Raw genomic sequence first — 23,721 nt, 5'->3', positions numbered from 1 at the left:
AACTTATAGGAAATATGGCTGAACAGAAGTTGAAAGCAGCTGGCGCTGGTCTATATGAAAGTACTTTGAACAGATATGAAGGAGTCAAGTATACTACAATGCTGCCGGCAATCAGCTGCTTTACTGCTGAAAAGATTAAAGAAGGAAGTCAGAAAAAAAGTGCAGTATAGAAATGAAGTATCTTAGACTGCCTTCTTTTTTATGTTTCAAATCTATAAAGTTCAAATTATCATACTAACAGGAAAATAAGGAGGAAGCAAATTAATGAGTTTACCCAATTTACAAATAGCACTGGATCATTCTAATTTAGCCAGTGCATTGGCAGACATAGTGAAAGTCGGAGAAATAGTGGATATTGTGGAGGTCGGAACGATTTTATGCTTGCAGGCAGGTGAAGAAGCCATTCGCTGCATTCGTGCTTTGTATCCGGAAAAGCTGGTTGTAGCAGATACCAAATGCGCGGATGCAGGAGGAACAGTCGCTAAAAACTGTGCAGATGCAGGAGCGGACTGGATGACGGTGATTTGCTGTGCAACAATTCCTACGATGAAAGCAGCAGCTGCTGAAGTTAAGGAGGTCCAGGTAGAGCTATATGGGGACTGGACCTATGAGCAGGCACAAAAATGGCTGGATGCCGGAATTTCTCAGGCAATTTATCATCAAAGTCGAGATGCCCTGCTTGCAGGAGAAACATGGGGAGAAAAAGATCTGTCAAAAGTAAAAACGTTAATTGATATGGGATTTAGGGTTTCTGTAACCGGTGGGTTGGATGTTGAGACACTTGAGTTGTTTAAAGGAGTAGATGTTTATACATTTATTACCGGACGAGGAATTACTTCGGCCGATGATCCCCAGGTTGCAGCACAGGCATTTAAAGATGAAATAAAACGCATTTGGGGGTGAAAAGATGACATCGCTAGGCATTTATGAAAAAGCCTTGCCAAAGGATATCAGCTGGGCAGAACGACTGTCGCTGACAAAAAAACTGGGCTTTGATTTTATTGAAATGTCCATTGATGAGACGGATGAACGCTTAGCCAGACTTGACTGGTCAAAAGAAGAAAGAAAACAAGTTATTGATGCAATTCATGAAACGGGAACCAAAATTTTATCCATTTGTTTAAGTGGACATCGGCGTTTTCCATTTGGATCAAAAAAAGAGGAGATACGTGAAGAATCATTGATGATTATGAAAAAAGCAATAGATTTGGCTTCTGATTTAGGCGTTCGAACTATTCAACTGGCCGGGTATGATGTTTACTATGAGGAAAAAGCATTGTCTTCCCGAAACTATTTCATTGAAAACTTGAAAAAGGCAGTCAGCATGGCAGCAGCCAAAGAAGTTGTCCTGTCTATTGAAATTATGGATGATCCATTTATTAACTCTATTTCGAAATTTCTTAAAATCAAAAAGCAGATTCCATCCCCTTATCTTCAGGTTTATCCTGATTTAGGCAATCTTTCAGCATGGCCTGAGAACGATGTCGGCTATGAACTGGAAGCAGGCATCAGCCAAATTTCTGCAGTTCATTTAAAAGATACGCTGGCAGTCACAGAGGGGTTTGGCGGTAAATTTAAAGAGGTTCCATTTGGAGAAGGCTGTGTCGATTTTAGTGGTTGTCTGAAAACGCTGAGACGATTGGATTATAATGGTCCTTTTTTAATTGAAATGTGGAGCGAGACAAGCCCCAATCCTGAAAAAGAAATACAGCAGGCAAAAGAGTTTCTTTTACCTTATTTGAAGGAGGCTGGATATCTTGTGTAATGAAAGAATCAAGAAAATACAGGAACGAGTTTTTGAAGCAAATTTGGCGCTACCTAAAGCCGGACTGGTAAAGCTGACTTGGGGAAATGTCAGTGAGATTGATCGTGAGCTTGGCGTAATCGTTATTAAACCAAGCGGTGTTCCATACAGCAAAATGACTCCTGAGAATATGGTTGTAACAGATTTGGAAGGGCAAGTTGTTCAACAGGGAATGAAGCCTTCCTCAGATTTGGCTACACATGTGGTTCTATATAAAGAATTTGAAGAAATAAGCGCGGTAGTCCATACTCACTCAAAGAATGCTGTAACCTGGGCTCAGTCGGGACGTGAACTTCCTGCTTATGGAACAACACATGCTGATACCTTTTATGGAGCTGTCCCTTGTACTCGACAGCTTACAAAAGAAGAAGTGAAAAATAATTATGAGACTGAAACCGGCAACGTAATTATTGAAACCTTTACTACTCAACAGATTGATCCTTTGGCTGTACCGGGCGTTCTTGTATATGGTCATGGACCTTTCACTTGGGGAGTATCACCACAAAAAGCAGTCGAAATCAGTATCGTTTTGGATGAAATTGCAGAGATGGGCACTCTAACGGAGAACAATAACCCAGAGATCAAAGCGATCCCTCAGTATTTGCTGGATAAGCACTATTTCAGAAAGCATGGAAAAAATGCATATTATGGACAATAACAACCATGCAGGATTTAATTAGTTATTTTAACTTATTTGTGAAAAAGAATGGAAGAGTCTCGGACGGCTGAAATACAGTAAACGGTCAATAAGTGTATGTAGCTTGTCTCTCAAATAGTTGAATTTTATTTTTTCTTTTATCAAAAAAAGGTATATTTCATAAAAAAAGTGAGAGGATATTCAATCAACTATTTGTTAAACTGAAAGAGATCTAGTGTTTTATCTTAGTATAAAACTGAGGTATTTATCTGACCCTTTCGGATAAATACCTCTTTTTCTCAAAAATTTTAAAAAAACTAATAATTTTTGAAAGTCACAAAGATGATTTTTTTAGTATAATGAATTGTATCAAAAGCAATAAACTATTTTGGGGAAGATAGTGCATTAAAACTCTTAATAATAGAGCAGATATCATTGAAATGATATCTGCTCTATTATTTTTTTCTGACGAATTAGTACATAAGTAACTAAAACTATTTTTTTATGAAATTCTTTAAGTTATATATAGATGCTATATAGTATTTCAAATCTTTCGTTGTAGAAACTCTTGGACATTTTATACAGATTAAAAGAAAAAAGCTGGAAAGTGGAAAACTTTTCAGTTTTTTTTTCGTATTTTAGTTGTGAGGAGGATGTGATGGATATTAAGGATTTTTCAAAAGAACTCATTACATGGGGGATACGTAACAGAGCTCAGGATCTTTATATTCTCCCTGAAAGAGATCGTTACAATATTTTATTTCGAACAGCTCAGTCTAATATGAGATATAAGCAGCTTTCAAAAGAGTATGGAGAAAAACTGATTTTTCATTTTAAATTTATTGGTCAGATGGATGTAGGTGAGAAAAGAAAGGCTCAGGTGGGTGCCGTATCTTACTTGGTTGATAATCAGGAAAGGAGGTTGAGGTTATCGACAGTTGGAGATTTTAAGCAGCGGGAAAGTCTGGTTATTCGTTTTCTTCACTATTTTGGTGACAGCAAAGAACACTATTTACTGCCGTGGCAGCTTTCAAAAATTCGAACAGCTGTAAAATCATCAGGACTTCATTTATTTTGCGGTCCTGTCGGTTCCGGAAAGACAACCTTGATGTATAAATTGGCTAAAGAAAAGCGCGGGAGTCATCAAGTTATCTGTATTGAGGACCCTGTAGAGATTGAGGAAGAGCGTTTTCTTCAGCTGCAGACGAATATAAAAATTGATTTAACTTATGATGCGTTAATCAAGGCTTGTTTGAGGCATAGACCTGATATTTTGATTATTGGTGAGATTAGAGATTCATTGACTGCAAAAGCTGCCATCAGAGCTTCGCTAACCGGACATACTGTTTTTGCAACAATTCACAGCAGAGGAATAGCAGGCGTGACAGAGCGTCTGATCGAATTAGGTGTAAAGGAAAGAGAACTGGCGGAATGTCTGCAAAGTGTCATTTATCAGAGACTGCTGCCTGCAAAAATAAGAGAGAAAAAAGTTTCAGCGTTACTGATGGAATATTATTTTTCGGAAAAAAATGTAACAGCATGGAATGACATGCTGAGAAAGGTATGGGCGTATGGCTATATTGATGATATCACTTTTTCGAATGAACAGCGGAAGTAAACTTTCTAAAAAGCAGTCGGCTGCACTTTTTAAGTTGCTGGCAGAACTGCTTAAAAATGGCTTTTCGATTAATGAAAGCTTTGTTTTTATGAAGAAAGCAAAGGTCTTTCCGGAAAAACTGCTGACCTATCTGATCGGAGAACTTGAAAATGGGGAAGAATTGGCAGCTGCATTGTTTCGCTTGGGTATTTCAGCTGAAAATATCACTCAAATAGAATTCGCTCAAAAGCATGGCGACCTTTCAACAACCTTGCAGGGGATTGAAGAGCATATGAATATTCTGCAAAAACAACGGGAAAGTCTATCAAAAATCTTAATATATCCGTTAATTCTGTTGTTTTTTCTCTTTTCTGCTTTGTTAGGGATGCGTCAATTTTTACTGCCGCAGCTCGAAATGAGCGGGTTGACTACAGCTGATAATCCGGGTATTCGCTTTGTACGGGAGAGTCCTTACTATATCAGCGGATTTCTGCTGCTCAGCTTTTTTTCTGTGATATGTCTGATTCTTTATTTACGGAGGAAAACAATGGTTGAACGTTCCGAGTTGTTTGCACGGATACCTGTGATTCGCTCCTATTATATCCAGTATACTTCAGCTTTTTTCGCCTTGGAATGGGGGAAGCTTTTTTCTCAAGGGATGGAGATTAAGCAAATTATCAGTGTAATGAAAGAACTTATGACAGCCTCTCTTATGAAGGAGCTTTCTGTAGTTATTGAGAACCGACTGATTGAAGGGCTGCCTGTTTATGATCAGTTGGATGGCTTCCCCTTTTTAGCTAAAGAGTTGTCAATGATCATCAGACAAGGTGAGGTAAAAGGAAATCTGGGAAAAGAATTAATGATTTACAGCAGTATTTGTCGTAAAAATTTCTTTATCAGAATAGAGAAGCTTATTCAGTGGATTCAGCCGATTATATTTTTAATCATTGCACTGGCAGTAGTCAGCATATACGCGGCGATGCTGCTGCCAATTTACGGAGGGATAGAAAATTTATGAAAAAGAGAAATAAAGCAATAGCTGTTAACTTGCGCAACCAGCAGATATCCAAATGCAGACAGAGGCAATTGAAGGGCTTTACACTTTTAGAAATAAAGGATAGTAAATATACCGATTATTTGAACTTCCAGGAAACATCCATTTTATCATCTTTTATTGTGATTTTTTCGATAAGCCTGTTCACAAGATTCTTCTGAACTTCATATTCCAAATCAAATACAGACCCCTGGATGTTCGCTAGAGCGTTTTTAGCGTCTTCTCCAGTAAAATCTTTATTACGGCTTTCTGTTTTGTCTAACTTGTCCTCAATGGCTGATTTTTCCTTCTGGAGCACTTCTCTTTTATTGTTTAAAATTTCAAGGGGGATCGATTCCTCCAAATATAGATTAATTAATTTTTCCAGCTGGCTATTAAGTTCTTTGATTCTTTTTTTATATATGGTTGTATCTACTTTTTGAGGTTTATCAACAATCAAATCTATAAGACTGGGGCTGATTCTAAATTTTTCTAACTGTCCTAATATTTGTTGCTCTAAAAAGTCTTTACTATAGTTTTGAGCAGAACAACTAGAAGCTCTTTTGTTTGTCCTGTTTTTCTTCGTGGACTGAGATACACAGAAATATTTTTTTGTTCTAGTGCCATCTTTTTTGACTCCATATTGGCGCAATTCAAAAATTGAACCACAGTAGCCACAACGAACTAAGCCAGAGACGAGGTATTTTGTTTGAAACGGTCGAGGATTATTGTTTCTCTCATATGCTTTCTTTTGTCTTATCACAAGCTCATTTTGTACTAAATCAAAAGTTTCTTTTGAAATAATTTCTTCGTGATTACCTGGGAATCTTTGATCCTTATACTTTGTATATCCTGCATAAGTGGGATTATCCAAAGTTTGCCGGATTGTTCGATAGGACCACGGGATGTCCTTCGCGATATGTCCCTCTGAGTTTAATTTATCTCTGAGCTTTGTAATAGAAATGCCGGATAAGTAATCATCGAATACCTGCTTAACAATAGCTGCTTCAAGTTCATTCTTTACATACTCTCCATTAACTAATTTGTATCCAAAAGGAGCATGAATCCAGCTCATTGGCTTTCCTGATTTAGCACGCCCGATTTTTCCCATGGTCATTCGTTCACGTATTTGTTCCCTTTCTAATTGTGCGAAAACAGCAAGGATTCCAATCATTGCTTTGCCAAAAGGAGTATTTGTATCGAAGTTTTCACTCAGACTAACAAAAGCAACATCATTTTTCAAAAAGACATCTTCAATTAAATACAGAGTGTCTTTCTGTGATCGTGATAACCGATCAAGCTTGTAAACTAAAACGGTATCTACATTTTTTAATTTAACATCTTTAATGAGTTTTGTAAGAGCTGGTCTGTCTGTATTTGAACCAGTAAAGCCAGGGTCTTTATATACTTGAGCGATATTCCAATCTTTAATTTCACAGAACTGTTTAAGTTTCTCGATTTGTTGGTCGATGGAATAGCCGCCTTCAGCTTGTTCAAGGGTTGAGACTCTTACATAGATTGCTGTTCTTTCCATATTGTTTACACTCCTATTTTCTGTTAAAATAGGCATAGCTAAATAAGCCTATTAGGTTTTATTTTCGATAGCACATCCTTGAAGCTTGCCGGCTGGGATGTGCTTATTTTTTACTGAAAAATGTCTTTCCGCAATGCATACAATGCCATTGATTTTTCTTTCCCCTTTTTCCTGCGAAACCAGCTAAAGATCCGATTACTAGTCCGTGAGTGAGTATCGTCCCACCAATCGCTTTTCCTATAGAGAACCCCTTTTTCTTGTTCTGCATAAAATGCACATTTAGGCTTCGACATTTTGGACAATGTACGCCCTTATGGAATAATCCAGCTTTTCTAGCTTGCACTTTTTTATCTTGTGCTAGTCGTTTTCTTTCAGCTTTTTTTTCGCTCTTGATTATATTTTTTTCTAATCTAATAGGGGAGTTTTTCTGAGCGTGATGTTGTTCAAGTACTTTATTGGAGAAATCTTTCATCTTCGTAATGAACCCATTGTTATCATTTGACAATTGATTGCTTGATTCGCTTTGAGGCGGTCTTTTTTTCCGAATTATCTTTCGTCCACATTTCGAACAGAATTTCATTCCATCAATCTTATTCCCACATGCTGGGCAAAAACTCATTCTATCCCTCATTTCCATAATATGATAAATTCTGATTAGCTTATTTTCGTGAAACAAGTAATACTGATTCAGTAATGAACTTGATTACATAATTTTTGTATTCAATGATTAAACCATATCGCCGTTGTACTTCTTGCACAAGGTTGTACAAAAATTCTGAGGATAGACCTAAATATTCAGCTACTTCCCAGTAATACTTCATGCCTTGTTCATAACAATCCAGAATATCCTCGATTGTTATCCAAGCCCCTAAAGAATGACTAAACGCTAAAGTTTCTTGTTGCCTATTAGTTTGCTTCTTTAAATCTAGTATAATGCCGCTGGACGTTTTATAATGTCCATATTCTTCTAAAAGAGTTTCATATTTATCTATAGACGAAAGAGTTTTTTCTATATAAATGACATTATTGCAGTAAAAACCGTCTAGATTATAAGTAGTTAGATCCATTTCAATTATAGGCACTTCATCATATATTCGCAAAAATAATTCTTCGTATTTGTCCACAAAAATACACTCGCTTTCCTATTCTCTATACATTAAATCACAAGTGTTAGGAAATGAAAAATAATTCAATCTGGACGGCTTTCAATGCCACGTCGTTTAGCTTCTGCTTCTAAATAGGCTTTCAATTCTTCTATAGTAACGCCTTCTGGGAGTCCTTTTTCAGGATCAGTAAAGCGTGCTGCCATGGTGTCTACTCCATGTTTTACTATAGAGTCTTTGTACGGGTCATCTTTTAAATTGACCACGTTATTTTGTTCTTTGTGCTGTTCTTCTAGTTGTTGTTCAGCTGTTTCGTAAACTACTTTTTTACGAGGTGGTTCTAGTTGATTGTAAAGGGTGGTGATATCAGCATTAGAAACATTATCTTTTTTTATTGTTCCTCTTTTATCGTCTGGAATCCGCTCCTTCGGAACGTCGAATCCCATTAACCACGGCTCACTGACATCCAACAACTTAGATAGTAAGTAATATCTTTGATCATCTGGAGATTGCTTGCCTGTAACATATTGTGACAGAGTGCTTTTTCCCATTTTGATACCTAATTTTTTTTGCAGTGGGATCGAATTCCGCAAAATATCAACTTGTTTTAAATTCCTCTCACTCATTATTTGTTTGAGCCTTTGAGATGTAGAAATCCTCATAATATCACCTCTCTAAATTACATTATACAATCCATTGAACTTACATTCAATAGAAAGTTCATGAAAAATGAATTTTATGCTTGACTTGTTTTTTGAGTTTGTGTATTATAAGTTTACAAAGTTCATGAAACGTGAACTAAAAGAAGGAGGGAAGACTATGAGTTTTGATTATTCTAAATTATTAGGAAGAATAACAGAAAAATATGGAACGCAATACAATTTTGCTGTTGCATTGGGAGTTTCCGAAAGAACTTTATCTTTAAAACTAAATCATAAAGTAAGGTGGAAAGATTCGGATATCGCAAAAGTTCTAGAACTTTTGGATTTAACCGTTGGGGACATCCCAAGTTATTTTTTTAAAGAAAAAGTTCATAAAACGTGAACAAAAGCCGAAACAACCAGCATAGGGAGGAGAAAATGTGGAAGAAAAGAATACGTATGAACGACTAGAAAATTCGCTTATTGAATTTGTGGAACGTGCAAGTAAACAAGAAGCAACTGCCGAAGAAGTAGAAGTTCTGCCGGCAGTCGCAAATGTACTAGTTACTATTTTGTTTCAGACTCATTAAAAGCCTTCTCGACTTCAGAATGAATAGCTAGGAACAGTTGCCCAATTTTTGTTCCAGCTGCTTCATCAGTAGTTTGAGGAGCTGATGTTGCTAATTTAGCAATAGTTATTTCTTTGGCAATCTCAATTGCCTTTAGCTTTACATCTACAACTGCATTAGTATGTTTCATAATTTCCACCTCCTTTAAATCAAGTATACAGGAAGTGAGAAATAGAGGGAATAGTATACCAAAACAAACGGCATAGGAGGATTAGGAAACATGGAGTTAACATTAAAAGGTACTCCAGAAGAAATAGCAAAAATGCTCCAAGCTATTGAGAGTAGCGAGGAGCAAAACGAAAAGGATATTTCTAGTTCTCTTGGTGGTCAGTTTTTTCATCAGGTTTTACCAAGTAACCTTTATCAAAGAGAATCTGTAATGTCTCTCGTAAGAGGCGAGTCGAGAAATGTCTAGCTTCGCCGTTCACGTATTGAATCATTTCTGATGGACCCATTGAACCGTCTGCGTTCGAAAACTCTTCCGCTCTTTTTACGGTAGATTCTTCATTGTAATCAGTTTTGTACAGATTTTCGAGGGCGTCGGCTATCAGTTCATCAAGAGTATCTTTATCACTCATAATTTTCACCACACTTTCCTAAAATTTCAGCACTGCACTTGCTGATAGGAATAGTATACCAAAACAAACAGCATAGGAGGGATATTAATGATAGTGAGAAATTTCAACTGCGACGGAGAACTTATCGAAGATTTATCAAAAGTTAATGTTTCCGACGAAGTGAAAATGATTTGGCAATCTGCGCTTAGACAGGTTGCCTATCCAAAAGAAGAAAAGATAACGAGGGATGAAGATGAGAAAAAATCTAAAAGAACTAAATAGGATCACTTTAACACTGTTCTTCATCGGATTGATAATCTTTGTTATTTCTGAGGGTGTTTCAAGACTAGCGATTGCATATGTGTTGATAATGACAATCTACTTTTTAGCAGCAGAATTGTTTGATTTCCATTTATGGGAAGTAAGCAGCTGCAAACGTAATCAACTTCAATACTTAATTAATGAAATGGAGGAACAGGAAAATGAGCAGACAGGACATGATCAAGTATCTGATTGAAGTTATTCAGAACAAAGAACATGTTGAACGAGTTGCGAAGGGAATGAACGATGTACAACTCAAAATGATGTTCAACGTGATCCAGCGACAACAAGAAAATGAGTTGATGGAACTGCAATTTTGCTGATATTGCAAGGAGGAAGAATTATGTTGAACGATTCATCAGTAATTAGATTCTCATGTCGGTTGATGCTGCAGAAACAAGAGATTATCAATCGAATGAAAACGAAGAAACGACTGCTTACTGAAGCAGAAGAAACACAAATCCAGTGGATAAACAAAAAAATGGAAATGCTGTATCTAATTAGATTTCAAGGAGGAAATTAGCCATGCCAAAAAAATTATCAAGATTCGAAAGTAGTATTCATGTATTCAGAGCGATGAAGCGTATGACTCAGCAAGAACTTGCTGACAAAGTTGGGGTTTCACGTCAGACAATTATTCAGTTAGAAAGAGATCGTTATAATCCATCTCTGCTGCTTGCACATAACATCGCAGAAGTTTTTGGTGTTTCGATTGAGAAAGTGTTTACGTTCAAATCACTTATTGCAGAGGAGGAAAACTTAGGTGAGATGTCCAGTGTGTCAAAACAAAAATGTTAAATCAGATCACGTATATTGCGGAATTTGTGGAACAAAAATAAAAAAGGACGAACCGTCTGCCAACGAGTTCGACCAATTACAAAATAATCTAAACAAAGTATATCACGAAAAGAGTGAAACTGAAAAGATGAAAACAATCAAGCAATTAACGAATGAACTATTAAACGCATGCATAGAAGATGGAATTTCTGCAATCGTAATTATAGAAGAAAAAGAAAAGCGTGCTAACGAAGTGTACAGAGTCGGAGCGAAAGCGAATCATTTTAGGCAACTACTCTCTCTCCTTGATACCTTATCCGAAAACTGCAATTGCCCTCATTGTCAGAACCGTCGAGCTGCAGAAAAAGAACGTGAAGGTGATTCTATCAATAAAGATGAGGTATTCTCCATGTTGGCAAAAATGATGAAAGGAGTTCAAAATGACTAAAATCCTGATTAATCGAATTGTATATAAAAATTTCAAAGGCATTTCTCATTATGAACTTGACCTTAATTCTCAAGATGCAAAGGCATTTGGTCGGAATGCTTCCGGCAAAACAACGCTAGCAGATGGTTTCCGCTGGCTTCTGTTTGGAAAAAATCTATCTGATGAAAAATTAAACCCTAAGCCTTTGGATTCTGATAACAAGGAGCAACTTGGGCTGAATCCAGAAGTGGAAGCAGAGATTTCTATTGATGGAAAAATTGTCATCCTCAAACGTGTTCAGGAAGAAAAATGGACTACTAAACGTAGCAGTATTGAAAAGACACGTGGCAGTGACACAACAAAGTATTTCATCGACACTGTCCCAGTAAAAGAAAAAGAGTGGAAGGTTTATATTTCTAAGATTGCTGATGAAGCTCTGTTTTCCGTCCTTTCAAATCCAGGAACATTTATGAAACTCCCTTGGAAAACTCGTAGAGAACTCTTGATTGAGCTTTCTGGAATGACTGATGAAAAGATCATCAGTAAAAATGAATCGTTGAAAGACTTATCTAAGGTTTTAGATGGTCATTCGGTTGATGATAAAAAGAAAATATTAGCTGAACAAAAGAAACAAATTAAGCAGCAGATCGAAGGTATTCCGCTTCAGATTCAAGAAAACAAGGATGCTATTGACCGATTGACTCTTGATGAACAAGGACAAGAAATTGATGTGCAGCAGTTCAAAACAGAACTAAATTCAGTTGAATTGTTGATAAAAGAAAAAGAGGAACGCCTTCAAATTTCTAAGAACGGCGATCCAGCTCTTGATTATCAAGAACAGATATCTAAGTTAAATATCCAATTGAACGAAGAAAAGAACAAATTCCTCGCTGGAGGAAATTTAGCTACTGGAAATTTACAAACTCAAGTTTTTGAACTTCAGAAGACAGTCAACGAGTTGAGAAGTAAAAAATCTCAATTAGAAGTTGATTATTACCAAACTGAGCAGACTGTAAAACTTCAAAATGAAGAATTGGAAAGTTTAAGATCCGATCACAAACAACTTAGTTCACTCACTTTTGACGAGCATCAGAAGGAATGTCCAACCTGCGGACAAGATTTACCAGAGGATCAGGTAGCTCAAATGGTTGAGAAATTCAATCAAGACAAGTCCGATAAACTAGAAAAAAATGTAGAGACCGGAAAAGCTAAGAGACAAGTGTTTTTAGTCAATAATGCAAAACTGCTTGACCTTAACGAGGAAAGAAAAATTATTGAATCTCAGTTGTCTGACAAAGAAAAAGGGCTGGACCTGTTGAATGATGAGTTGACTTTCCAACAATCGAAAAATGGAAAATTTGAAGACACTGAATCCTACAAGCAAGTTAAGCAGGAAATTGACGAACTACAAAATAGAGTGTTAACAGCTCAGGCAGATTCTTCTTTGGCTATTCAGGAAGCTCAGCAGGCGCTTGAGCAAGCAATTAAACAAAAAGAGCAGGTGCAAGCTCAACTCATGAAATTTGATCAGGTTAAGCCTTTTGAAGATCGCATTGCGGATATTCGGAAAAAAGATGCTGAATTAAAGCAACAGAATCAGGATGTTGAACGCCAACTGTTCATGATTGACGAATTTATCCGGTTGAAAGTAAAAATGCTGGAAGAAAGTATCAATTCAAAATTTGAACTCGTAAAATTCAAACTGTTTGATGTTCAAAAAAACGGCGCCCTTAACGAAGTTTGCGAGGCGACCTATGAAGGGATTGAATACTCTTCATCTCTTAATACAGGGGCTAAGATCAACTGTGACATCGATATAGTGAATACTCTTTCCAAGCATCATGATCTGTATTTGCCGCTCTTTGTGGACAATGCTGAGGCTGTAAATGAGTTGATTGAGTCAGAATCACAGGTGATTGAGCTACGTGTGTCAGACGATAAAAAATTGAAAGTCGAGGTGTAAAGGATGGATAACATACAAGTAATAAAAGATAGATTTGATAAGAAAAGCAAGGAAGCAGACGGTCTATTTAGACAGTATAAAGGTCTGTCAGAATTAGAAAAAGAATTGGCTAGCAGGTTCAGGGACTTTAGTATTGACGTTGTTATTTGGGATGGTTATGCAGCGAAACTAAAACCAGCTAAGTGTGGCGGATTTATAAAAAATGATTTCGGGATCGAAAACTTAAATGATACTATCGCCACTTTACTTTCTGCAGAAATCAAAAAAAGAAAAGAAGAAATTGAAACGCATTTTAATGAAATCGGAAAGGAACTGAAGTTGAATGACTGAACAAACTCCAGCAACATACAGAACAGGTTTAACTAAACTCAACGACACGTTTATGCCAATGGTAGAAAGTCAATTGTATGATAACGGCATTCAAATGACTGAATATCAACGGACTTGTGTGATGAATTCTATTTCATCTATCAATGAGATGCTGCTCAAAGAGGGTCTGACAGTTAATCAAATTGATCAAAGCAATTTAACTCAAATATTACTGACAGTTGCTTCCTTACAACTAAATTCAGCAGCAACACCTCGAGAAGTCTATTTTATCAAAAGAGGAGAGTCTCGTGGTCAAGGGAATCCAAAGGCAACAGTTGTTGAAATGGGAATCGAGGGAGATGGAAACGACGCATTACTTGCACGGTTTGGACGTGGGATTGAGAAGGTTCACCGACACTGGGAAGTTAAGGAAGATGATGATTTCACGTATATGAGTTACTCAGGAATAAGTGTAACCCCGCCAACTTGGGTACCCAAAGGAAGCGGAAAAGTCGTTCGTGTTGTTTATCCTATTGAATATAAAGATGGACAGATCGAATATTTTATTTGTGAACGTGAAGATGTGAAAGCCAATCTTATTGCTCATATGTTCAATAACCTAATGTGGGACAAAGAAAAAAACGACAAGAAAGAAAAAATTCGTGTTTTTGCGGACACACATAGTCTAGATGATATGTTGAATGACAAAGATATGCAAGTACTCGGAAAGATTAGTCCTGCTTGGAAAGATCCTCAAAGTCGTGAATCTATGATAGTTCGTAAAATGCGGAATCGGATTGTTAAAAAAATTCCTAAAGATTTTTCTAATGCTTATGTAGCAACTAAGTTTGAAGAAGCTGAAGATGATTTCATGAGCAGAAGGTTGGCAATGAAAGAAGCCGAAATCATAGAAGAAATTCATGAGGAAGCAAATAAAGAAGTCTTTGAGCCAGAGCCTGAAACTCCATCGGCAGAGACTGAGAAATTAAGTTCTGCAGATAATATTGAAACGACCCATGAACAACAAGCTAATGCATCAGAACCAATTGAGGATGTTGATCCGTATGCTTAAAATTAAAAGTTTCGGATCTGGCAGTAAAGGGAATGGCTATCTTATCAATGATGGCCATTCTCAACTATTGATTGAGTGTGGGGTTTCATTCAAAACTATTCAGCGTGAAATGGATTTTGATTTTTCACGAGTTGCTGGATGTTTAATATCGCATGAGCACCGGGATCATTGTAAATCAGTTAAACAGTTGCTTGATTTGACGTCTGTTGACGTCTATACGACACGAGGAACAGCTGATGGATTATTTTCTGATGACGTTCTAAAACTCGTGCAGAGCGATTATTATCGGTTCAGGACGCTTAAATATAAAGAGACTGAGTCGATCGGAACATGGCGTGTTACACCATTCAAAACAGAGCATGATGCATCAGAGCCTTGCGGATTCCTTATTGACAATACAGCTGGTGATCGCCTTGTATTTGTCACTGACAGCTACTATGTTCGTTATCAATTTCCAAACGTTACTCACATGATGATTGAAGCGAATTATTCCAAGGACATCATTGACAAAGAACTTGTATCTGGCTTTGGTAGAAAACACAAAACAAGACTCATGGAAAGCCATTTTGATTTTAAAAATACGCTTGAGTTTATCAAGACGAATAAGTCTCACAAACTTCAAGAAATTTGGCTGCTCCATTTGTCAGATTCAAACAGTGATGAAGCATTATTCAAAAAAGAAACACAGAAACTTACTGGCGTTCCAGTTTATATAGCATAGGTGGTGAAATTATGGCTAGACCCGCAAAGGAAGGGCTAAGTTATTTCCCGCTTGATGTAAAAATTTTTGAAAATGAAAAGGTAGAAGCTATTTCCGGTGAATTTGGCTTAAAAGGAGAACTTATAGTAGTCAAGCTGCTCTGCACGATATATGAAAAAGGATATTTTGTATTGTGGAATGAACTACTGAAGATGAAACTTTTAAAACGCCTTCCAGGGGTTAGCAAGGATATGTTAGAAAGTGTAGTGAACCGATTAGTTTTATGGGAGTTTTTTGATAAAGCCCTGTTTGATTCGTCGGAGATACTAACGAGTATATCAATCCAAGACACCTATTTCGAAGCGACAAAAAGGCGAAAAATACAAAAACCTTCCTTGTATGTGATTAATGTTGACAGAAACCTCAGTTCAACTGTAGTTAATGATGACATTAATCAACAAAGTAAAGTAAATGAAAGTAAAGTAAATGAAAGTAAATTAAATGAAATTAGTAATACTACTGACAACGAAAAAAGTGTGAAGGATATTTATCGGTTTTATGAGTCGAATGGATTTGGAACATTGGCACCAAAAACCATGGAAGATTTTGATTATTGGATTAATGATTTTAAAAAAATTGGAGCTACTGAGTCTGATGCAATAGAGTTAATAATTTTTGCAATGGGCTTTGCTGTTGACTATAACAAGCGAAGTTACGGTTATACCAACAAAGTGTTGAAAGATTGGGAACAGAAGAGATATCTATCCGTTGCTGATGCCAAAGCTGGTCAGTTGCACAAGAAAATGCAGGCAGCGGAAAAAGAGCATTCAAAAATATCAGAAAATGATCTTCCTGATTGGGGGTAGCAAATGAAAACAGAGAAAAATGCATTTCAAATAATGATTGCTAAGCTACTGTATGTTACTGGTGATAGTTGCCCACACTGTTCCAATGATATGTATGCATGGCGGCAAAAAAATAGGGATGGGTCAGATCGATGTGGTCCAACTTGTATGGCTTGTGGTTATAAAATGTTAAAGAAAAAAGAAGCAGTAGCGACTAAAAAATTGTCGGAAGAAAGTACTCGAGGGAAAGTGGTTAATTTTTTGAGATTCGGATCACTACTTTCTGATAAAGCAATCTTAGATTGTCGTATATCTAATTTCAAAATCGTAGATGAAGAAACTAAACGAGCGCAAGCCAGAGCTAATTTGGTTGTCACGAGAGTTCTTCTTGGTGAACCTATACAAGCTATTTTCCTTGGCAATCCAGGTGTTGGCAAAAGTCATTTAGCAATGGGAGTATGCTGGGACGTGATTGAAAAATCAAACTACAACAAGCAGAGTCTTTATGTGAATTACCCTAAATTACTAGATTCGTTGAAATTTGCTTTTAATGATGAACAAGCTCGTCGATCGATTACTGGAGAGTTGATGTCTGAAATTCAAAAGGCTGACATGCTTGTAGTCGATGATATAGGAGCAGAACTTGGAGTTTTTACTGAAAAGACGATTAGCAGTCAATATAACAACGACACATTAACTAGAATTGCAGATGCAAGGCAAAATAAGCCAACGATTTATACAACAAATCTGAATGTGAACCAACTAACGCAAACCTATGGTCGACGAATTGTTTCTCGTATGGCCAACAATTCAAATGGATTTGGTTTTACATTCAAAACGACAAAAGACAAGAGGATTCACGGAATTGAGGAGTGATCGTATGAGCTATGTTGTAAAATTCGACAGGTATCCTTATCTGGATAAACACGGAAATCCAACATTTCATCCTGATAAAGCTGCCGTCTTTGCGGACAAAGAAAAAGCAGAATTGTCTGCAGTTCTTTGTCAAGGTTCAGTGCATAAAAAGATTGTTCATGAGAAAAATGTTTCGAAAAAACGGGAAAATATTTCTCAAGTAAATAAGCTGGAGAAAAAATCTTTGACTAATCAGGCTTGGATGCGAGGTGGTAATTAAGATGATTGATTTCCATGCTTTCTACTCAACTGATAACAAAGAGCTTTTGGTTGTCACGAATAAGAGCAACATTCAATTGACTCTTTCTTGCAAAGAACCTGCTATGGACAAAAAATGGATTTTTGAGTTTGATGACTATCAATTTCAAGAATTGACAAAATATCTAATTGAGCAAGGTAACAAACTTTGGAATGGTTTTGAACCCAAAGAAGCAAAAAGTTTTAGTGGCGACTATGATGAATACTATGATAGGGAGTTTGACAACAATGGGTATTTATCTTTTCAAGGATTGAAACTGACTTTAACAGGTCCTTGGGCTGAAAGTGAACGATTATTCCAATTTAACAAAAGGAAATTGGAATCATTTATCTTTGATTGTCAGATTAGTTTGGACAGAAGGTTGGAGTTGTGATTTGCATAAACTGTCATGATCAGCAGGTTGTTTGGACTAAGGACAATTTTGGCCGAGCTACTTGTAATCCTTGTCCCGCTTGCAATTTAAACGGAAATTTCGTAAGAACTGAAACAGAAAATATTGAAAATGAACGCGATGTTAGGAGGAGAGAACTTGGTATACAACAAATATTCAAACAAGAAGATAACCGTTGATGGTATCAAATTCGATTCAAAAGCAGAAGCTAGATATTATGAAAAACTTAAAGCTGCTGGGGTTTCATTTATGCCACTTACTGGAAAATATTGTGCTATGCAAGAAGATATTATTCTTCAGGATTCTTTCGTCTTGGATGGAAAAAAACATCAGCCAATTAAATATAAAGCCGATTTTGTATTTCATGATGGTCAAAACATTGTAAAAGTTGTCGATGTGAAAGGATATCAGGATTCATTATCCAAGTTAAAAATGAAAATGTTTGCTTCTCGCTATGGATTTCCTGTTATTTTTGCAAAATACGAACGTAGCAGAGACCTGTTTATTGAAATGAGTTGCTTTGAGTCAGCCTATCTTCAAGGACAGAGAGCTAAAGTTAGAGCTGAAAGAAAACGAGCCCTAACATGAACGAATATCAGAAAGAAAAGGGAACGAAATTATGGCAGTTAGAACATTGTTAAAAAAAGAGCATCTTCCTGATTTAGAAAAATGGTTAAAAGCTAAAGGTTATCGAATAGAGGAGCCTAAAGGGACTTGGGAAGTATTTAGAGCATTCAAAGGCAAGAAGAACGTTATTCTTCATGAAAGAAATCACGGGATAAAAGACAGTGTCACTGTGGCAAATAGAGATGAACAATTGATTCGAAATTTTATAAAAGAAAGAAGATTATGGACAAAAATCCTATCTTCGAAGGAGGATAAATAAATGTCAGTAGAATTCAACCCATCGATCAAAAATGTAACAGTAGCAAATGATAAAGTCAAGATCACTCTCGAAGTAGATAAAACGGCAGTTAAACAGAAACTTGGTGATATCGCTGAGTTGGAAGGTAAGACGATCACTGCCCTGTTAAGAAAGCAATCATACGAATACGCTATCCCTTATAGCAAAATAGATAATAAACCTGGGATTCGCTATGACGTTGACAATACTGGAATCGTTCAAAAAGTAGTTGAAGAACAACTATCGCTTGATCTTGAAAACAAATCTGATGATATCGAAAACAGATTCTTTGCTGTTGAAAAAGAAATCATTGACGAATTTATCATGAATTCACCAAGTTTAGAATTCCCAGGGAACATCAATCCTCGTGCAGCTCTTTTTGAATTGGAAAACGGTGCGGCATTCACTGAAATTGCAGATCAGTTTGAAATGTCTGAAACTGCAGTTATTAACGAACTTGAAAAAGCACGTGATTATTATGCTCCTTATGCAGCTGCTTGGGATGAAAAACGTCAACGGGACGGATTCTTTGCTACTCAACAAGAAGAACCGGCAGACGATACAAAAAATAACGATTCTGATAACGAAAACGAAGGTTCTGTGACCGAAGCATCAGAAACTGAGACGGAATCAGATGAAGCTGTAACAAATGATCATGATGGCGAAGATCCTTATGCTGAAGATGAATAAGAAGCAAAAACGTTCTGCAATAAAGGAACTAGCTCTCCTAACCGACAAAATCGATTGGGAGAGCGATTCTGAGATAGTCGCAAGGGTAGAAGTCCTCGGGAATTTGCTGAGTTCAGATGATATTTCAGAGTCTTCTCCATTGCCTGAGTTAGACTTTGAAAAACTGACTTCAGACAATTATCTGTACCTTAAATATTTAGGGTACACAAATGATTCAATCCGCAAAGCTTGTAGAACTTATAGGGCAAAATTTGACAAATGGATTAAGGAAAACGAATTAACTAGGAATGTAATTACCACAGATGATCTTGCAGAGTGGGAGTTTAATGAAAGTTCTAAGAAGTTACCACTGAAAGGAGCCAAAAAAATGGCAGTAATCACAAAAGAAAAAAGTATCACATCAAAAACTACTCTTCTTTTGAATGAATCAGAGAAAACATGCATCATGCTTGGCAAAGGTTTTATGAAAATTGATTTTCAAGAAAAAGATGTTTCTATCTCACTTGATCACCTTGAAGCAACAGACATATCGGAAAAGAAAGAACATGCAGTAAAAATCGCAGAAGAATATGGCGGTCAGATTGTTAAAATCCAAACTCGCACAATTTTGTCGGAGGTCGAATAATTTGATAGGTAATAAATTTAGAGCTTGGAATGTAGAGTCCAAGCAAATGTTAAATCATGAATTTATTGTTAAGACAATTCTGTCAGAGAGAGATTATGGTGAAATAATTAGAGATTTTTCAGATGTTTTAGATGGTTACCCTTTTCATATCATGCAGTCAATTGGTGAATTCGATAGAAATAATTGTGAATTATTTGATGACGACTTGGTAAAACTAACATTGCCAGATGGAGAGGTTCGTATTTTCAGAATCCGAATAAAGACTCTTGATCGTGAAGTCAGAAATCATCCAGAATTCGTAGGCGAATATTCAAAAGTTCGAATCACAGCTGTGGTATTTGAATGGCGAGGTTTTGATTTGTTTCCATGCATTGATGATAAAGGCATATCTGACGTTTCAAAAATGGAATGGGTGGGGACCTTTTGGGAGAACCCTGAATTACTGGAGGTATCAGAATGAGTAGACTTATTGAATGTGCAGCATGCTTAGAGCCGTTTGAGTGGAACGATGAAGTGATCGAAGTAAGGGATGACTATTATCACAAAGACTGCGTAACTCTTTATCCAATCGGCTATGTGGCATTTCTTGATGAAGATTGCCTGGGAGAAACAGAAAATGACGACGGTCAAATGGCGTGTAGTATTTTCGATGAAGGTCAATATATAGATGATGACGAGGAGGATGAGTGAATGAGTTCTAAATTTAAAAAAGGTGACATAGTCTTAAATCGATGGGCTGGTCATCCGTCAGTGGGATATTTTATTTATCTAGGCGTCTCAGGGAAATATATAAAAGGGCTAGAGCTCGATCATTGGACAAATAGAATTAAGGAATGTGAGTATTACAAACACTCTTTGCAAGAATTATTTCATGACGGAGAACCAGCTTTTATAGTCGTTGGCCATACAAGCGCTTTTGATGTAATGAAAAATGATTTGTCAGCATTTATCGAGGAGAGTGAAGCAGAATGAGAGAAATTAAGTTTCGGGCGTGGAGTGAGCCTACCAAAGAAATGGAATACAACATAACATCCATTGATTTTAAGGGAGAGACTGTTTACTTCGATAGCGGAGTTACTAGCCCAAACAAAGAACAGGAAACGGATTACTGGCATAAACCATTCGTATTAATGCAATACACAGGCTTAAAAGACAAGAACGGCGTTGAGATTTACGAAAGAGATATTGTCCGGTACGAAGATGGAGAGTTTGGATATATAGGAGTCGTGACTGAAGATTGCTATTACTTTTACATTGATGGAATATCACCTTTAGACAGTTTTAGTTTTGCTGATGTATCAAGCACTTATGACCATTCGACTGAATTGTTTGTTATTGGCAACATGTACGAAAATCATGAACTTCTGGAGGTGTTGGGATGAGTAAGGTAGAGGAAAAGATCAAGAAATATGAGAAAAAATCAATAGTCACACTAAGCGGAACTGATATAGAAATTGTTGAAAAAAACACTGTATTGAAAGACTTGAAAGAAATCCAAGCAGAGCAGGAAGATTTGCGGAAGAAAGCTGGTGCTTATGATTCGCTAGCGAGTGCAGCAAGTAATACGAACACCCCAATAGATGCTAAGAGACGAAGAGAGGTTGAAGACAAAATCGTTTCATATCTCAAAGATTTTGTCGAAGATTCTTGGAGATGCGATAATGCGGAAGAATCTGAGCCAGTTGTGAGACATCACGCTTGCAGAATCATTGAGCTATTCGAAGAGCAGAACAAGCCTGTTGAGATTCCTGAGTTTGTTGCTGATTGGATGGAAGAATACAAAGGCGATTATAGAACACCGTATCATTCAATGAGAACCGCTGCAGAATTAGAAAATAATGTAGGTGACTGGTTGCATGACAACGACACTACAGAACAAGATATTAAGAATCAAGAAAAATATTTGCAAGCATGGCTAACTGGCAACTACACCGCGAAACAGGAGCAGAAATATCAAATACTAAAACTTCATGTTGATTATTTTGATGCTGTAGCAAAAGGCATCAAGACATTTGAAATTCGCAAAAATGACAGGAATTATCAAATAGGGAATATTCTTGTTCTCAGAGAATATGATCCGATCGACTCACATACAGGAGAGTTCACAGGCAGAGAGTGCAGAGTCCGAGTGACTTGTATGACTGATTATGAACAGAAGCCTGGATACGTAGTGCTTGGAATAGTGCTGGTGAAGGAGGATAAAAAATGAATAGTTTGACGATTTGTTCAAGATGTAATAAAGAAATATACAGTGCTGAAGCACCACTGTGTTGCCCAAGGTGCAAAATGAAATTTCGAAGAAAAAAGATATTGGGTCAAGAAATTTTGGAAATAATCGAACTAGGGACAAACTACATTGATTATGAGAAACACAAGACTTCGGAACAATTGGAGAGGAAAGGTTTACATGAATTCTGTGATCAAAATAACTTAAGATTTACAAGAGATTTAAATTGCGAAGAAGAGTGGGATAGATTATATTTTCATAAAAAAACATCAAGTGATGAAATTCCATTGTCGGTCGATGAAATAAACGCCATAAGAGAAGAATACAAAACATATTCAGCTGAAAGAAAATACGACAATAGAGCAATTGACCGTCATCCGTTCAAAGGAGTGTTAGAAAACGTGGCTGAATTTAAGGAGCAAAAGTATCTATTAACGCTTACTTATTCTTCAGCATTTAAGGAGTTTAACGCAACCTTTTCTATTCGAGATTACAGGACAACAATATTGAAAAACGATGCGCTTTTTGAATATAATTTCCAACTTCGCAACAATAGAGAAATAGACGATTTGAAAAACATCGCTACTTTAGAACATTGCCTTCAGTATTTTATTGATGCTAAAAACAGAGTTGGTGAGTTACTTGATATTCAGTGATGCATTCATGGAATGGGCTGAGGTGTACAGAAAGCCTTTTGTTCAAGAAGTGACATGGAAAAAATATGAAAATACACATCAGAAGATTCAGGCACAATTCAAACAGGCGACTGTTGATCAGATAACCAGAAAAAACGTCCAAGTGTTTCTGAATGTTTTGTCTAAAAAGTATGGAAAATTGACAGTAAAAACTATATTGCAACAGATGAAAGCTTGTTCTCAATCTTTGCTAGAGGACGGAGAGATCAAGAGAGATTTTACATCAGGTGTTCGATTTTCGGGCATAGAAAAGCCAAAAAAGAAAAAATATCTTGAAGTTTCAGATGCAAAAAAATTGATTGCGCAGTTAGTTTTAGAAAGACCATGCGATTTAATGATTCTTGTAGCGTTAAAAACAGGGATGAGATTTGCTGAAATTTTAGGTCTAACAACGGCTGATGTCTTTGAATCAGCCATACATGTTAACAAAACATTCGACTATAAATATACTAAAAAATTCAAAACAACAAAAACGAAAACTAGCATTAGGAATATTTCTGTAGATGAGAACACTATCGATGCAATCAAGCACTACACTTTTTTGAATAACATCACAGAAAATAAAATGATTTTTCCGGATTCAATTTATTCGATGCAAATCAATCGTCGATTAAAAAGACTGTGTGAATCGTTAGATATTCCAACAATCTCATTTCACGGATTGCGGCACACTCACGGAAGTTTGCTGTTGATGCAAGGCATCCCAATGATTTCTGTATCGAAACGTCTGGGGCATGCTAGCTTAAGTATTACACAAGATGTTTATATACATCTGATGCAAGAACAAGAGGAAAAGGACAATGAGACTATCATTGCACTAATGGAGGCGATCTAATTGGAAAGTAATAAACTACTAGCTCTTAATAACCATATGTTTGAACAACTTGAACGATTGAATAATGAAAAATTATCTGATGAAGCTTTAAGAAAAGAAGCTGCCAGAGGAAAAGCGATGACTGATATCGCTGGTAAAATCATTGACAATGCAAAATTGTCTTTAGAAGCAGAAAAGTTAAAGTTAGAATATATGGGCTCTGATGTAAAACTACCTAAAATGATTGAGTGA

General features: G+C 36.6%; 40 protein-coding genes. 35 read left to right on the top strand and 5 right to left on the bottom strand.

Features of this window, described 5'->3' with window-relative positions; all coding sequences use genetic code 11:
• Nucleotides 1-14: 14 nt before the first annotated feature.
• From IW492_RS03010 to comGB, 6 genes are all read left to right on the top strand, one after another.
• Nucleotides 15-170, top strand: a complete 156-nt coding sequence (locus IW492_RS03010) for a hypothetical protein (protein WP_202064985.1) — start codon at nucleotides 15-17, stop codon at nucleotides 168-170.
• A gap of 94 nt (nucleotides 171-264) precedes the next feature.
• Nucleotides 265-903 carry a 3-keto-L-gulonate-6-phosphate decarboxylase UlaD gene (locus tag IW492_RS03005; RefSeq protein WP_202064982.1) on the top strand — a complete coding sequence of 213 codons (639 nt, stop codon included), beginning with the start codon at nucleotides 265-267 and terminating at the stop codon, nucleotides 901-903.
• A 4-nt stretch (nucleotides 904-907) separates the two neighbouring features.
• Nucleotides 908-1,765: an L-ribulose-5-phosphate 3-epimerase gene (locus IW492_RS03000; protein ID WP_202064979.1), complete on the top strand. Its 858-nt coding sequence runs from the start codon at nucleotides 908-910 to the stop codon at nucleotides 1,763-1,765.
• Nucleotides 1,755-2,462, top strand: a complete 708-nt coding sequence (locus IW492_RS02995) for an L-ribulose-5-phosphate 4-epimerase (protein WP_324254745.1) — start codon at nucleotides 1,755-1,757, stop codon at nucleotides 2,460-2,462. Before IW492_RS03000 ends, IW492_RS02995 begins: the two co-directional genes overlap by 11 nt.
• 637 nt (nucleotides 2,463-3,099) lie before the next feature.
• On the top strand, nucleotides 3,100-4,059 hold the full coding sequence (gene comGA, locus IW492_RS02990) for a competence type IV pilus ATPase ComGA (RefSeq protein WP_202064977.1): 960 nt from the start codon (nucleotides 3,100-3,102) through the stop codon (nucleotides 4,057-4,059).
• A complete protein-coding gene (gene comGB, locus IW492_RS02985) occupies nucleotides 4,013-5,056 on the top strand; it encodes a competence type IV pilus assembly protein ComGB (RefSeq protein ID WP_202064969.1) in 1,044 nt (347 codons plus the stop codon). Before comGA ends, comGB begins: the two co-directional genes overlap by 47 nt.
• Before the next feature lie 115 nt (nucleotides 5,057-5,171).
• Here the strand turns inward: comGB and IW492_RS02980 are convergent, their stop codons facing one another.
• From IW492_RS02980 to IW492_RS02965, 4 genes are all read right to left on the bottom strand, one after another.
• Entirely contained in the window at nucleotides 5,172-6,605 is a 1,434-nt protein-coding gene (locus IW492_RS02980; protein WP_202064965.1) for a recombinase family protein, read from the bottom strand.
• 103 nt (nucleotides 6,606-6,708) lie between these two features.
• Nucleotides 6,709-7,224: a zinc ribbon domain-containing protein gene (locus IW492_RS02975; RefSeq protein WP_202065067.1), complete on the bottom strand. Its 516-nt coding sequence runs from the start codon at nucleotides 7,222-7,224 to the stop codon at nucleotides 6,709-6,711.
• Nucleotides 7,225-7,264: 40 nt separating this feature from the next.
• A complete protein-coding gene (locus tag IW492_RS02970) occupies nucleotides 7,265-7,729 on the bottom strand; it encodes an ImmA/IrrE family metallo-endopeptidase (protein ID WP_202064964.1) in 465 nt (154 codons plus the stop codon).
• Nucleotides 7,730-7,794: 65 nt separating this feature from the next.
• Entirely contained in the window at nucleotides 7,795-8,370 is a 576-nt protein-coding gene (locus tag IW492_RS02965; RefSeq protein WP_202064956.1) for a helix-turn-helix domain-containing protein, read from the bottom strand.
• A gap of 157 nt (nucleotides 8,371-8,527) precedes the next feature.
• Here IW492_RS02965 and IW492_RS02960 point away from each other — a divergent pair, with 157 nt between their 5' ends.
• Together IW492_RS02960 and IW492_RS02955 are read left to right on the top strand one after the other, a co-directional pair.
• On the top strand, nucleotides 8,528-8,752 hold the full coding sequence (locus tag IW492_RS02960; protein ID WP_202064955.1) for a DUF739 family protein: 225 nt from the start codon (nucleotides 8,528-8,530) through the stop codon (nucleotides 8,750-8,752).
• Nucleotides 8,753-8,789: 37 nt separating this feature from the next.
• A complete protein-coding gene (locus IW492_RS02955) occupies nucleotides 8,790-8,939 on the top strand; it encodes a hypothetical protein (protein ID WP_202064954.1) in 150 nt (49 codons plus the stop codon).
• Here the strand turns inward: IW492_RS02955 and IW492_RS02950 are convergent.
• Nucleotides 8,917-9,108 carry a hypothetical protein gene (locus IW492_RS02950; protein WP_202064953.1) on the bottom strand — a complete coding sequence of 64 codons (192 nt, stop codon included), beginning with the start codon at nucleotides 9,106-9,108 and terminating at the stop codon, nucleotides 8,917-8,919. The two genes, IW492_RS02955 and IW492_RS02950, sit on opposite strands and share 23 nt — an antisense overlap.
• 90 nt (nucleotides 9,109-9,198) lie before the next feature.
• Here IW492_RS02950 and IW492_RS02945 point away from each other — a divergent pair, with 90 nt between their 5' ends.
• The 27 genes from IW492_RS02945 to IW492_RS02815 all read left to right on the top strand — a co-directional run bounded on the left by IW492_RS02945 (nucleotide 9,199) and on the right by IW492_RS02815 (nucleotide 23,721).
• Nucleotides 9,199-9,393, top strand: a complete 195-nt coding sequence (locus IW492_RS02945; protein WP_202064952.1) for a hypothetical protein — start codon at nucleotides 9,199-9,201, stop codon at nucleotides 9,391-9,393.
• A 250-nt stretch (nucleotides 9,394-9,643) separates the two neighbouring features.
• Nucleotides 9,644-9,817 carry a hypothetical protein gene (locus IW492_RS02940; protein ID WP_202064951.1) on the top strand — a complete coding sequence of 58 codons (174 nt, stop codon included), beginning with the start codon at nucleotides 9,644-9,646 and terminating at the stop codon, nucleotides 9,815-9,817.
• The gene (locus IW492_RS02935) at nucleotides 9,789-10,052 is read left to right on the top strand and encodes a hypothetical protein (protein WP_202064950.1); all 264 of its coding nucleotides are present in this window, start codon (nucleotides 9,789-9,791) and stop codon (nucleotides 10,050-10,052) included. Before IW492_RS02940 ends, IW492_RS02935 begins: the two co-directional genes overlap by 29 nt.
• Entirely contained in the window at nucleotides 10,018-10,179 is a 162-nt protein-coding gene (locus tag IW492_RS02930; RefSeq protein ID WP_202064947.1) for a hypothetical protein, read from the top strand. Before IW492_RS02935 ends, IW492_RS02930 begins: the two co-directional genes overlap by 35 nt.
• A 20-nt stretch (nucleotides 10,180-10,199) precedes the next feature.
• Nucleotides 10,200-10,379 carry a hypothetical protein gene (locus tag IW492_RS02925; RefSeq protein WP_202064945.1) on the top strand — a complete coding sequence of 60 codons (180 nt, stop codon included), beginning with the start codon at nucleotides 10,200-10,202 and terminating at the stop codon, nucleotides 10,377-10,379.
• A 2-nt stretch (nucleotides 10,380-10,381) separates the two neighbouring features.
• Entirely contained in the window at nucleotides 10,382-10,654 is a 273-nt protein-coding gene (locus IW492_RS02920; RefSeq protein ID WP_202064944.1) for a helix-turn-helix transcriptional regulator, read from the top strand.
• Entirely contained in the window at nucleotides 10,620-11,081 is a 462-nt protein-coding gene (locus tag IW492_RS02915) for a hypothetical protein (protein ID WP_202064943.1), read from the top strand. Before IW492_RS02920 ends, IW492_RS02915 begins: the two co-directional genes overlap by 35 nt.
• Nucleotides 11,074-13,023, top strand: a complete 1,950-nt coding sequence (locus tag IW492_RS02910; RefSeq protein ID WP_202064942.1) for a hypothetical protein — start codon at nucleotides 11,074-11,076, stop codon at nucleotides 13,021-13,023. The genes IW492_RS02915 and IW492_RS02910 overlap by 8 nt, the downstream gene beginning before the upstream one ends.
• A gap of 3 nt (nucleotides 13,024-13,026) precedes the next feature.
• Nucleotides 13,027-13,353 (top strand): hypothetical protein, encoded by a 327-nt coding sequence (locus tag IW492_RS02905; protein ID WP_202064941.1) that lies wholly within the window; start codon nucleotides 13,027-13,029, stop codon nucleotides 13,351-13,353.
• Complete coding sequence (locus IW492_RS02900; RefSeq protein ID WP_202064940.1) at nucleotides 13,346-14,404, top strand: hypothetical protein; 1,059 nt, start codon at nucleotides 13,346-13,348, stop codon at nucleotides 14,402-14,404. The genes IW492_RS02905 and IW492_RS02900 overlap by 8 nt, the downstream gene beginning before the upstream one ends.
• Nucleotides 14,397-15,125: an MBL fold metallo-hydrolase gene (locus IW492_RS02895; protein ID WP_202064939.1), complete on the top strand. Its 729-nt coding sequence runs from the start codon at nucleotides 14,397-14,399 to the stop codon at nucleotides 15,123-15,125. Before IW492_RS02900 ends, IW492_RS02895 begins: the two co-directional genes overlap by 8 nt.
• 11 nt (nucleotides 15,126-15,136) lie before the next feature.
• Nucleotides 15,137-15,970, top strand: a complete 834-nt coding sequence (locus IW492_RS02890; protein ID WP_202064937.1) for a Lin1244/Lin1753 domain-containing protein — start codon at nucleotides 15,137-15,139, stop codon at nucleotides 15,968-15,970.
• 3 nt (nucleotides 15,971-15,973) lie between these two features.
• The gene (locus IW492_RS02885) at nucleotides 15,974-16,825 is read left to right on the top strand and encodes an ATP-binding protein (protein WP_202064934.1); all 852 of its coding nucleotides are present in this window, start codon (nucleotides 15,974-15,976) and stop codon (nucleotides 16,823-16,825) included.
• A 4-nt stretch (nucleotides 16,826-16,829) separates the two neighbouring features.
• A complete protein-coding gene (locus tag IW492_RS02880) occupies nucleotides 16,830-17,084 on the top strand; it encodes a hypothetical protein (protein WP_202064932.1) in 255 nt (84 codons plus the stop codon).
• A gap of 1 nt (nucleotide 17,085) precedes the next feature.
• A complete protein-coding gene (locus IW492_RS02875; protein ID WP_202064931.1) occupies nucleotides 17,086-17,496 on the top strand; it encodes a hypothetical protein in 411 nt (136 codons plus the stop codon).
• Nucleotides 17,497-17,652: 156 nt separating this feature from the next.
• Nucleotides 17,653-18,102, top strand: coding sequence for a DUF1064 domain-containing protein (locus tag IW492_RS02870; protein WP_330927511.1), 450 nt, complete (start codon nucleotides 17,653-17,655; stop codon nucleotides 18,100-18,102).
• A gap of 31 nt (nucleotides 18,103-18,133) precedes the next feature.
• Nucleotides 18,134-18,400, top strand: coding sequence for a hypothetical protein (locus IW492_RS02865; protein ID WP_202064928.1), 267 nt, complete (start codon nucleotides 18,134-18,136; stop codon nucleotides 18,398-18,400).
• Nucleotides 18,401-19,108 (top strand): hypothetical protein, encoded by a 708-nt coding sequence (locus IW492_RS02860; RefSeq protein WP_202064926.1) that lies wholly within the window; start codon nucleotides 18,401-18,403, stop codon nucleotides 19,106-19,108.
• Entirely contained in the window at nucleotides 19,092-19,733 is a 642-nt protein-coding gene (locus IW492_RS02855) for a hypothetical protein (protein ID WP_202064924.1), read from the top strand. The genes IW492_RS02860 and IW492_RS02855 overlap by 17 nt, the downstream gene beginning before the upstream one ends.
• Nucleotide 19,734: 1 nt before the next feature.
• Nucleotides 19,735-20,193: a YopX family protein gene (locus IW492_RS02850; RefSeq protein WP_202064923.1), complete on the top strand. Its 459-nt coding sequence runs from the start codon at nucleotides 19,735-19,737 to the stop codon at nucleotides 20,191-20,193.
• Nucleotides 20,190-20,423 (top strand): hypothetical protein, encoded by a 234-nt coding sequence (locus IW492_RS02845; RefSeq protein ID WP_202064922.1) that lies wholly within the window; start codon nucleotides 20,190-20,192, stop codon nucleotides 20,421-20,423. The genes IW492_RS02850 and IW492_RS02845 overlap by 4 nt, the downstream gene beginning before the upstream one ends.
• Nucleotides 20,424-20,705 carry a hypothetical protein gene (locus IW492_RS02840; RefSeq protein WP_202064921.1) on the top strand — a complete coding sequence of 94 codons (282 nt, stop codon included), beginning with the start codon at nucleotides 20,424-20,426 and terminating at the stop codon, nucleotides 20,703-20,705.
• Nucleotides 20,702-21,115, top strand: coding sequence for a YopX family protein (locus IW492_RS02835; RefSeq protein ID WP_202064920.1), 414 nt, complete (start codon nucleotides 20,702-20,704; stop codon nucleotides 21,113-21,115). The genes IW492_RS02840 and IW492_RS02835 overlap by 4 nt, the downstream gene beginning before the upstream one ends.
• Nucleotides 21,112-21,942 carry a DUF3850 domain-containing protein gene (locus tag IW492_RS02830; RefSeq protein WP_202064918.1) on the top strand — a complete coding sequence of 277 codons (831 nt, stop codon included), beginning with the start codon at nucleotides 21,112-21,114 and terminating at the stop codon, nucleotides 21,940-21,942. The genes IW492_RS02835 and IW492_RS02830 overlap by 4 nt, the downstream gene beginning before the upstream one ends.
• Entirely contained in the window at nucleotides 21,939-22,616 is a 678-nt protein-coding gene (locus tag IW492_RS02825; RefSeq protein WP_202064915.1) for a hypothetical protein, read from the top strand. Before IW492_RS02830 ends, IW492_RS02825 begins: the two co-directional genes overlap by 4 nt.
• A 7-nt stretch (nucleotides 22,617-22,623) precedes the next feature.
• Complete coding sequence (locus IW492_RS02820; protein WP_202064913.1) at nucleotides 22,624-23,490, top strand: tyrosine-type recombinase/integrase; 867 nt, start codon at nucleotides 22,624-22,626, stop codon at nucleotides 23,488-23,490.
• Entirely contained in the window at nucleotides 23,491-23,721 is a 231-nt protein-coding gene (locus IW492_RS02815; protein WP_202064912.1) for a hypothetical protein, read from the top strand. It begins immediately after the preceding gene.

Source organism: Enterococcus sp. BWB1-3 (assembly GCF_016745275.1).
Lineage (GTDB): Bacteria > Bacillota > Bacilli > Lactobacillales > Enterococcaceae > Enterococcus_L.
Note: the sequence above shows the minus strand (reverse complement) of the source record. Positions and strands in the feature narration are given on the sequence as shown.

What these genes read in the sequence shown, in the direction of transcription:
- IW492_RS03010 (WP_202064985.1), top strand. Translation starts at nt 15, where the DNA reads ATGGCTGAACAGAAGTTGAAAGCAGCTGGCGCTGGTCTATATGAAAGT.
- IW492_RS03005 (WP_202064982.1), top strand. Translation starts at nt 265, where the DNA reads ATGAGTTTACCCAATTTACAAATAGCACTGGATCATTCTAATTTAGCC.
- IW492_RS03000 (WP_202064979.1), top strand. Translation starts at nt 908, where the DNA reads ATGACATCGCTAGGCATTTATGAAAAAGCCTTGCCAAAGGATATCAGC.
- comGA (WP_202064977.1), top strand. Translation starts at nt 3,100, where the DNA reads ATGGATATTAAGGATTTTTCAAAAGAACTCATTACATGGGGGATACGT.
- comGB (WP_202064969.1), top strand. Translation starts at nt 4,013, where the DNA reads ATGGCTATATTGATGATATCACTTTTTCGAATGAACAGCGGAAGTAAA.
- IW492_RS02980 (WP_202064965.1), bottom strand. Translation starts at nt 6,605, where the DNA reads ATGGAAAGAACAGCAATCTATGTAAGAGTCTCAACCCTTGAACAAGCT.
- IW492_RS02975 (WP_202065067.1), bottom strand. Translation starts at nt 7,224, where the DNA reads ATGAGTTTTTGCCCAGCATGTGGGAATAAGATTGATGGAATGAAATTC.
- IW492_RS02965 (WP_202064956.1), bottom strand. Translation starts at nt 8,370, where the DNA reads ATGAGGATTTCTACATCTCAAAGGCTCAAACAAATAATGAGTGAGAGG.
- IW492_RS02960 (WP_202064955.1), top strand. Translation starts at nt 8,528, where the DNA reads ATGAGTTTTGATTATTCTAAATTATTAGGAAGAATAACAGAAAAATAT.
- IW492_RS02950 (WP_202064953.1), bottom strand. Translation starts at nt 9,108, where the DNA reads ATGAAACATACTAATGCAGTTGTAGATGTAAAGCTAAAGGCAATTGAG.
- IW492_RS02945 (WP_202064952.1), top strand. Translation starts at nt 9,199, where the DNA reads ATGGAGTTAACATTAAAAGGTACTCCAGAAGAAATAGCAAAAATGCTC.
- IW492_RS02940 (WP_202064951.1), top strand. Translation starts at nt 9,644, where the DNA reads ATGATAGTGAGAAATTTCAACTGCGACGGAGAACTTATCGAAGATTTA.
- IW492_RS02935 (WP_202064950.1), top strand. Translation starts at nt 9,789, where the DNA reads ATGAGAAAAAATCTAAAAGAACTAAATAGGATCACTTTAACACTGTTC.
- IW492_RS02930 (WP_202064947.1), top strand. Translation starts at nt 10,018, where the DNA reads ATGAGCAGACAGGACATGATCAAGTATCTGATTGAAGTTATTCAGAAC.
- IW492_RS02925 (WP_202064945.1), top strand. Translation starts at nt 10,200, where the DNA reads ATGTTGAACGATTCATCAGTAATTAGATTCTCATGTCGGTTGATGCTG.
- IW492_RS02920 (WP_202064944.1), top strand. Translation starts at nt 10,382, where the DNA reads ATGCCAAAAAAATTATCAAGATTCGAAAGTAGTATTCATGTATTCAGA.
- IW492_RS02910 (WP_202064942.1), top strand. Translation starts at nt 11,074, where the DNA reads ATGACTAAAATCCTGATTAATCGAATTGTATATAAAAATTTCAAAGGC.
- IW492_RS02905 (WP_202064941.1), top strand. Translation starts at nt 13,027, where the DNA reads ATGGATAACATACAAGTAATAAAAGATAGATTTGATAAGAAAAGCAAG.
- IW492_RS02900 (WP_202064940.1), top strand. Translation starts at nt 13,346, where the DNA reads ATGACTGAACAAACTCCAGCAACATACAGAACAGGTTTAACTAAACTC.
- IW492_RS02895 (WP_202064939.1), top strand. Translation starts at nt 14,397, where the DNA reads ATGCTTAAAATTAAAAGTTTCGGATCTGGCAGTAAAGGGAATGGCTAT.
- IW492_RS02890 (WP_202064937.1), top strand. Translation starts at nt 15,137, where the DNA reads ATGGCTAGACCCGCAAAGGAAGGGCTAAGTTATTTCCCGCTTGATGTA.
- IW492_RS02885 (WP_202064934.1), top strand. Translation starts at nt 15,974, where the DNA reads ATGAAAACAGAGAAAAATGCATTTCAAATAATGATTGCTAAGCTACTG.
- IW492_RS02880 (WP_202064932.1), top strand. Translation starts at nt 16,830, where the DNA reads ATGAGCTATGTTGTAAAATTCGACAGGTATCCTTATCTGGATAAACAC.
- IW492_RS02875 (WP_202064931.1), top strand. Translation starts at nt 17,086, where the DNA reads ATGATTGATTTCCATGCTTTCTACTCAACTGATAACAAAGAGCTTTTG.
- IW492_RS02865 (WP_202064928.1), top strand. Translation starts at nt 18,134, where the DNA reads ATGGCAGTTAGAACATTGTTAAAAAAAGAGCATCTTCCTGATTTAGAA.
- IW492_RS02860 (WP_202064926.1), top strand. Translation starts at nt 18,401, where the DNA reads ATGTCAGTAGAATTCAACCCATCGATCAAAAATGTAACAGTAGCAAAT.
- IW492_RS02855 (WP_202064924.1), top strand. Translation starts at nt 19,092, where the DNA reads ATGCTGAAGATGAATAAGAAGCAAAAACGTTCTGCAATAAAGGAACTA.
- IW492_RS02845 (WP_202064922.1), top strand. Translation starts at nt 20,190, where the DNA reads ATGAGTAGACTTATTGAATGTGCAGCATGCTTAGAGCCGTTTGAGTGG.
- IW492_RS02840 (WP_202064921.1), top strand. Translation starts at nt 20,424, where the DNA reads ATGAGTTCTAAATTTAAAAAAGGTGACATAGTCTTAAATCGATGGGCT.
- IW492_RS02835 (WP_202064920.1), top strand. Translation starts at nt 20,702, where the DNA reads ATGAGAGAAATTAAGTTTCGGGCGTGGAGTGAGCCTACCAAAGAAATG.
- IW492_RS02830 (WP_202064918.1), top strand. Translation starts at nt 21,112, where the DNA reads ATGAGTAAGGTAGAGGAAAAGATCAAGAAATATGAGAAAAAATCAATA.
- IW492_RS02825 (WP_202064915.1), top strand. Translation starts at nt 21,939, where the DNA reads ATGAATAGTTTGACGATTTGTTCAAGATGTAATAAAGAAATATACAGT.
- IW492_RS02820 (WP_202064913.1), top strand. Translation starts at nt 22,624, where the DNA reads ATGGAATGGGCTGAGGTGTACAGAAAGCCTTTTGTTCAAGAAGTGACA.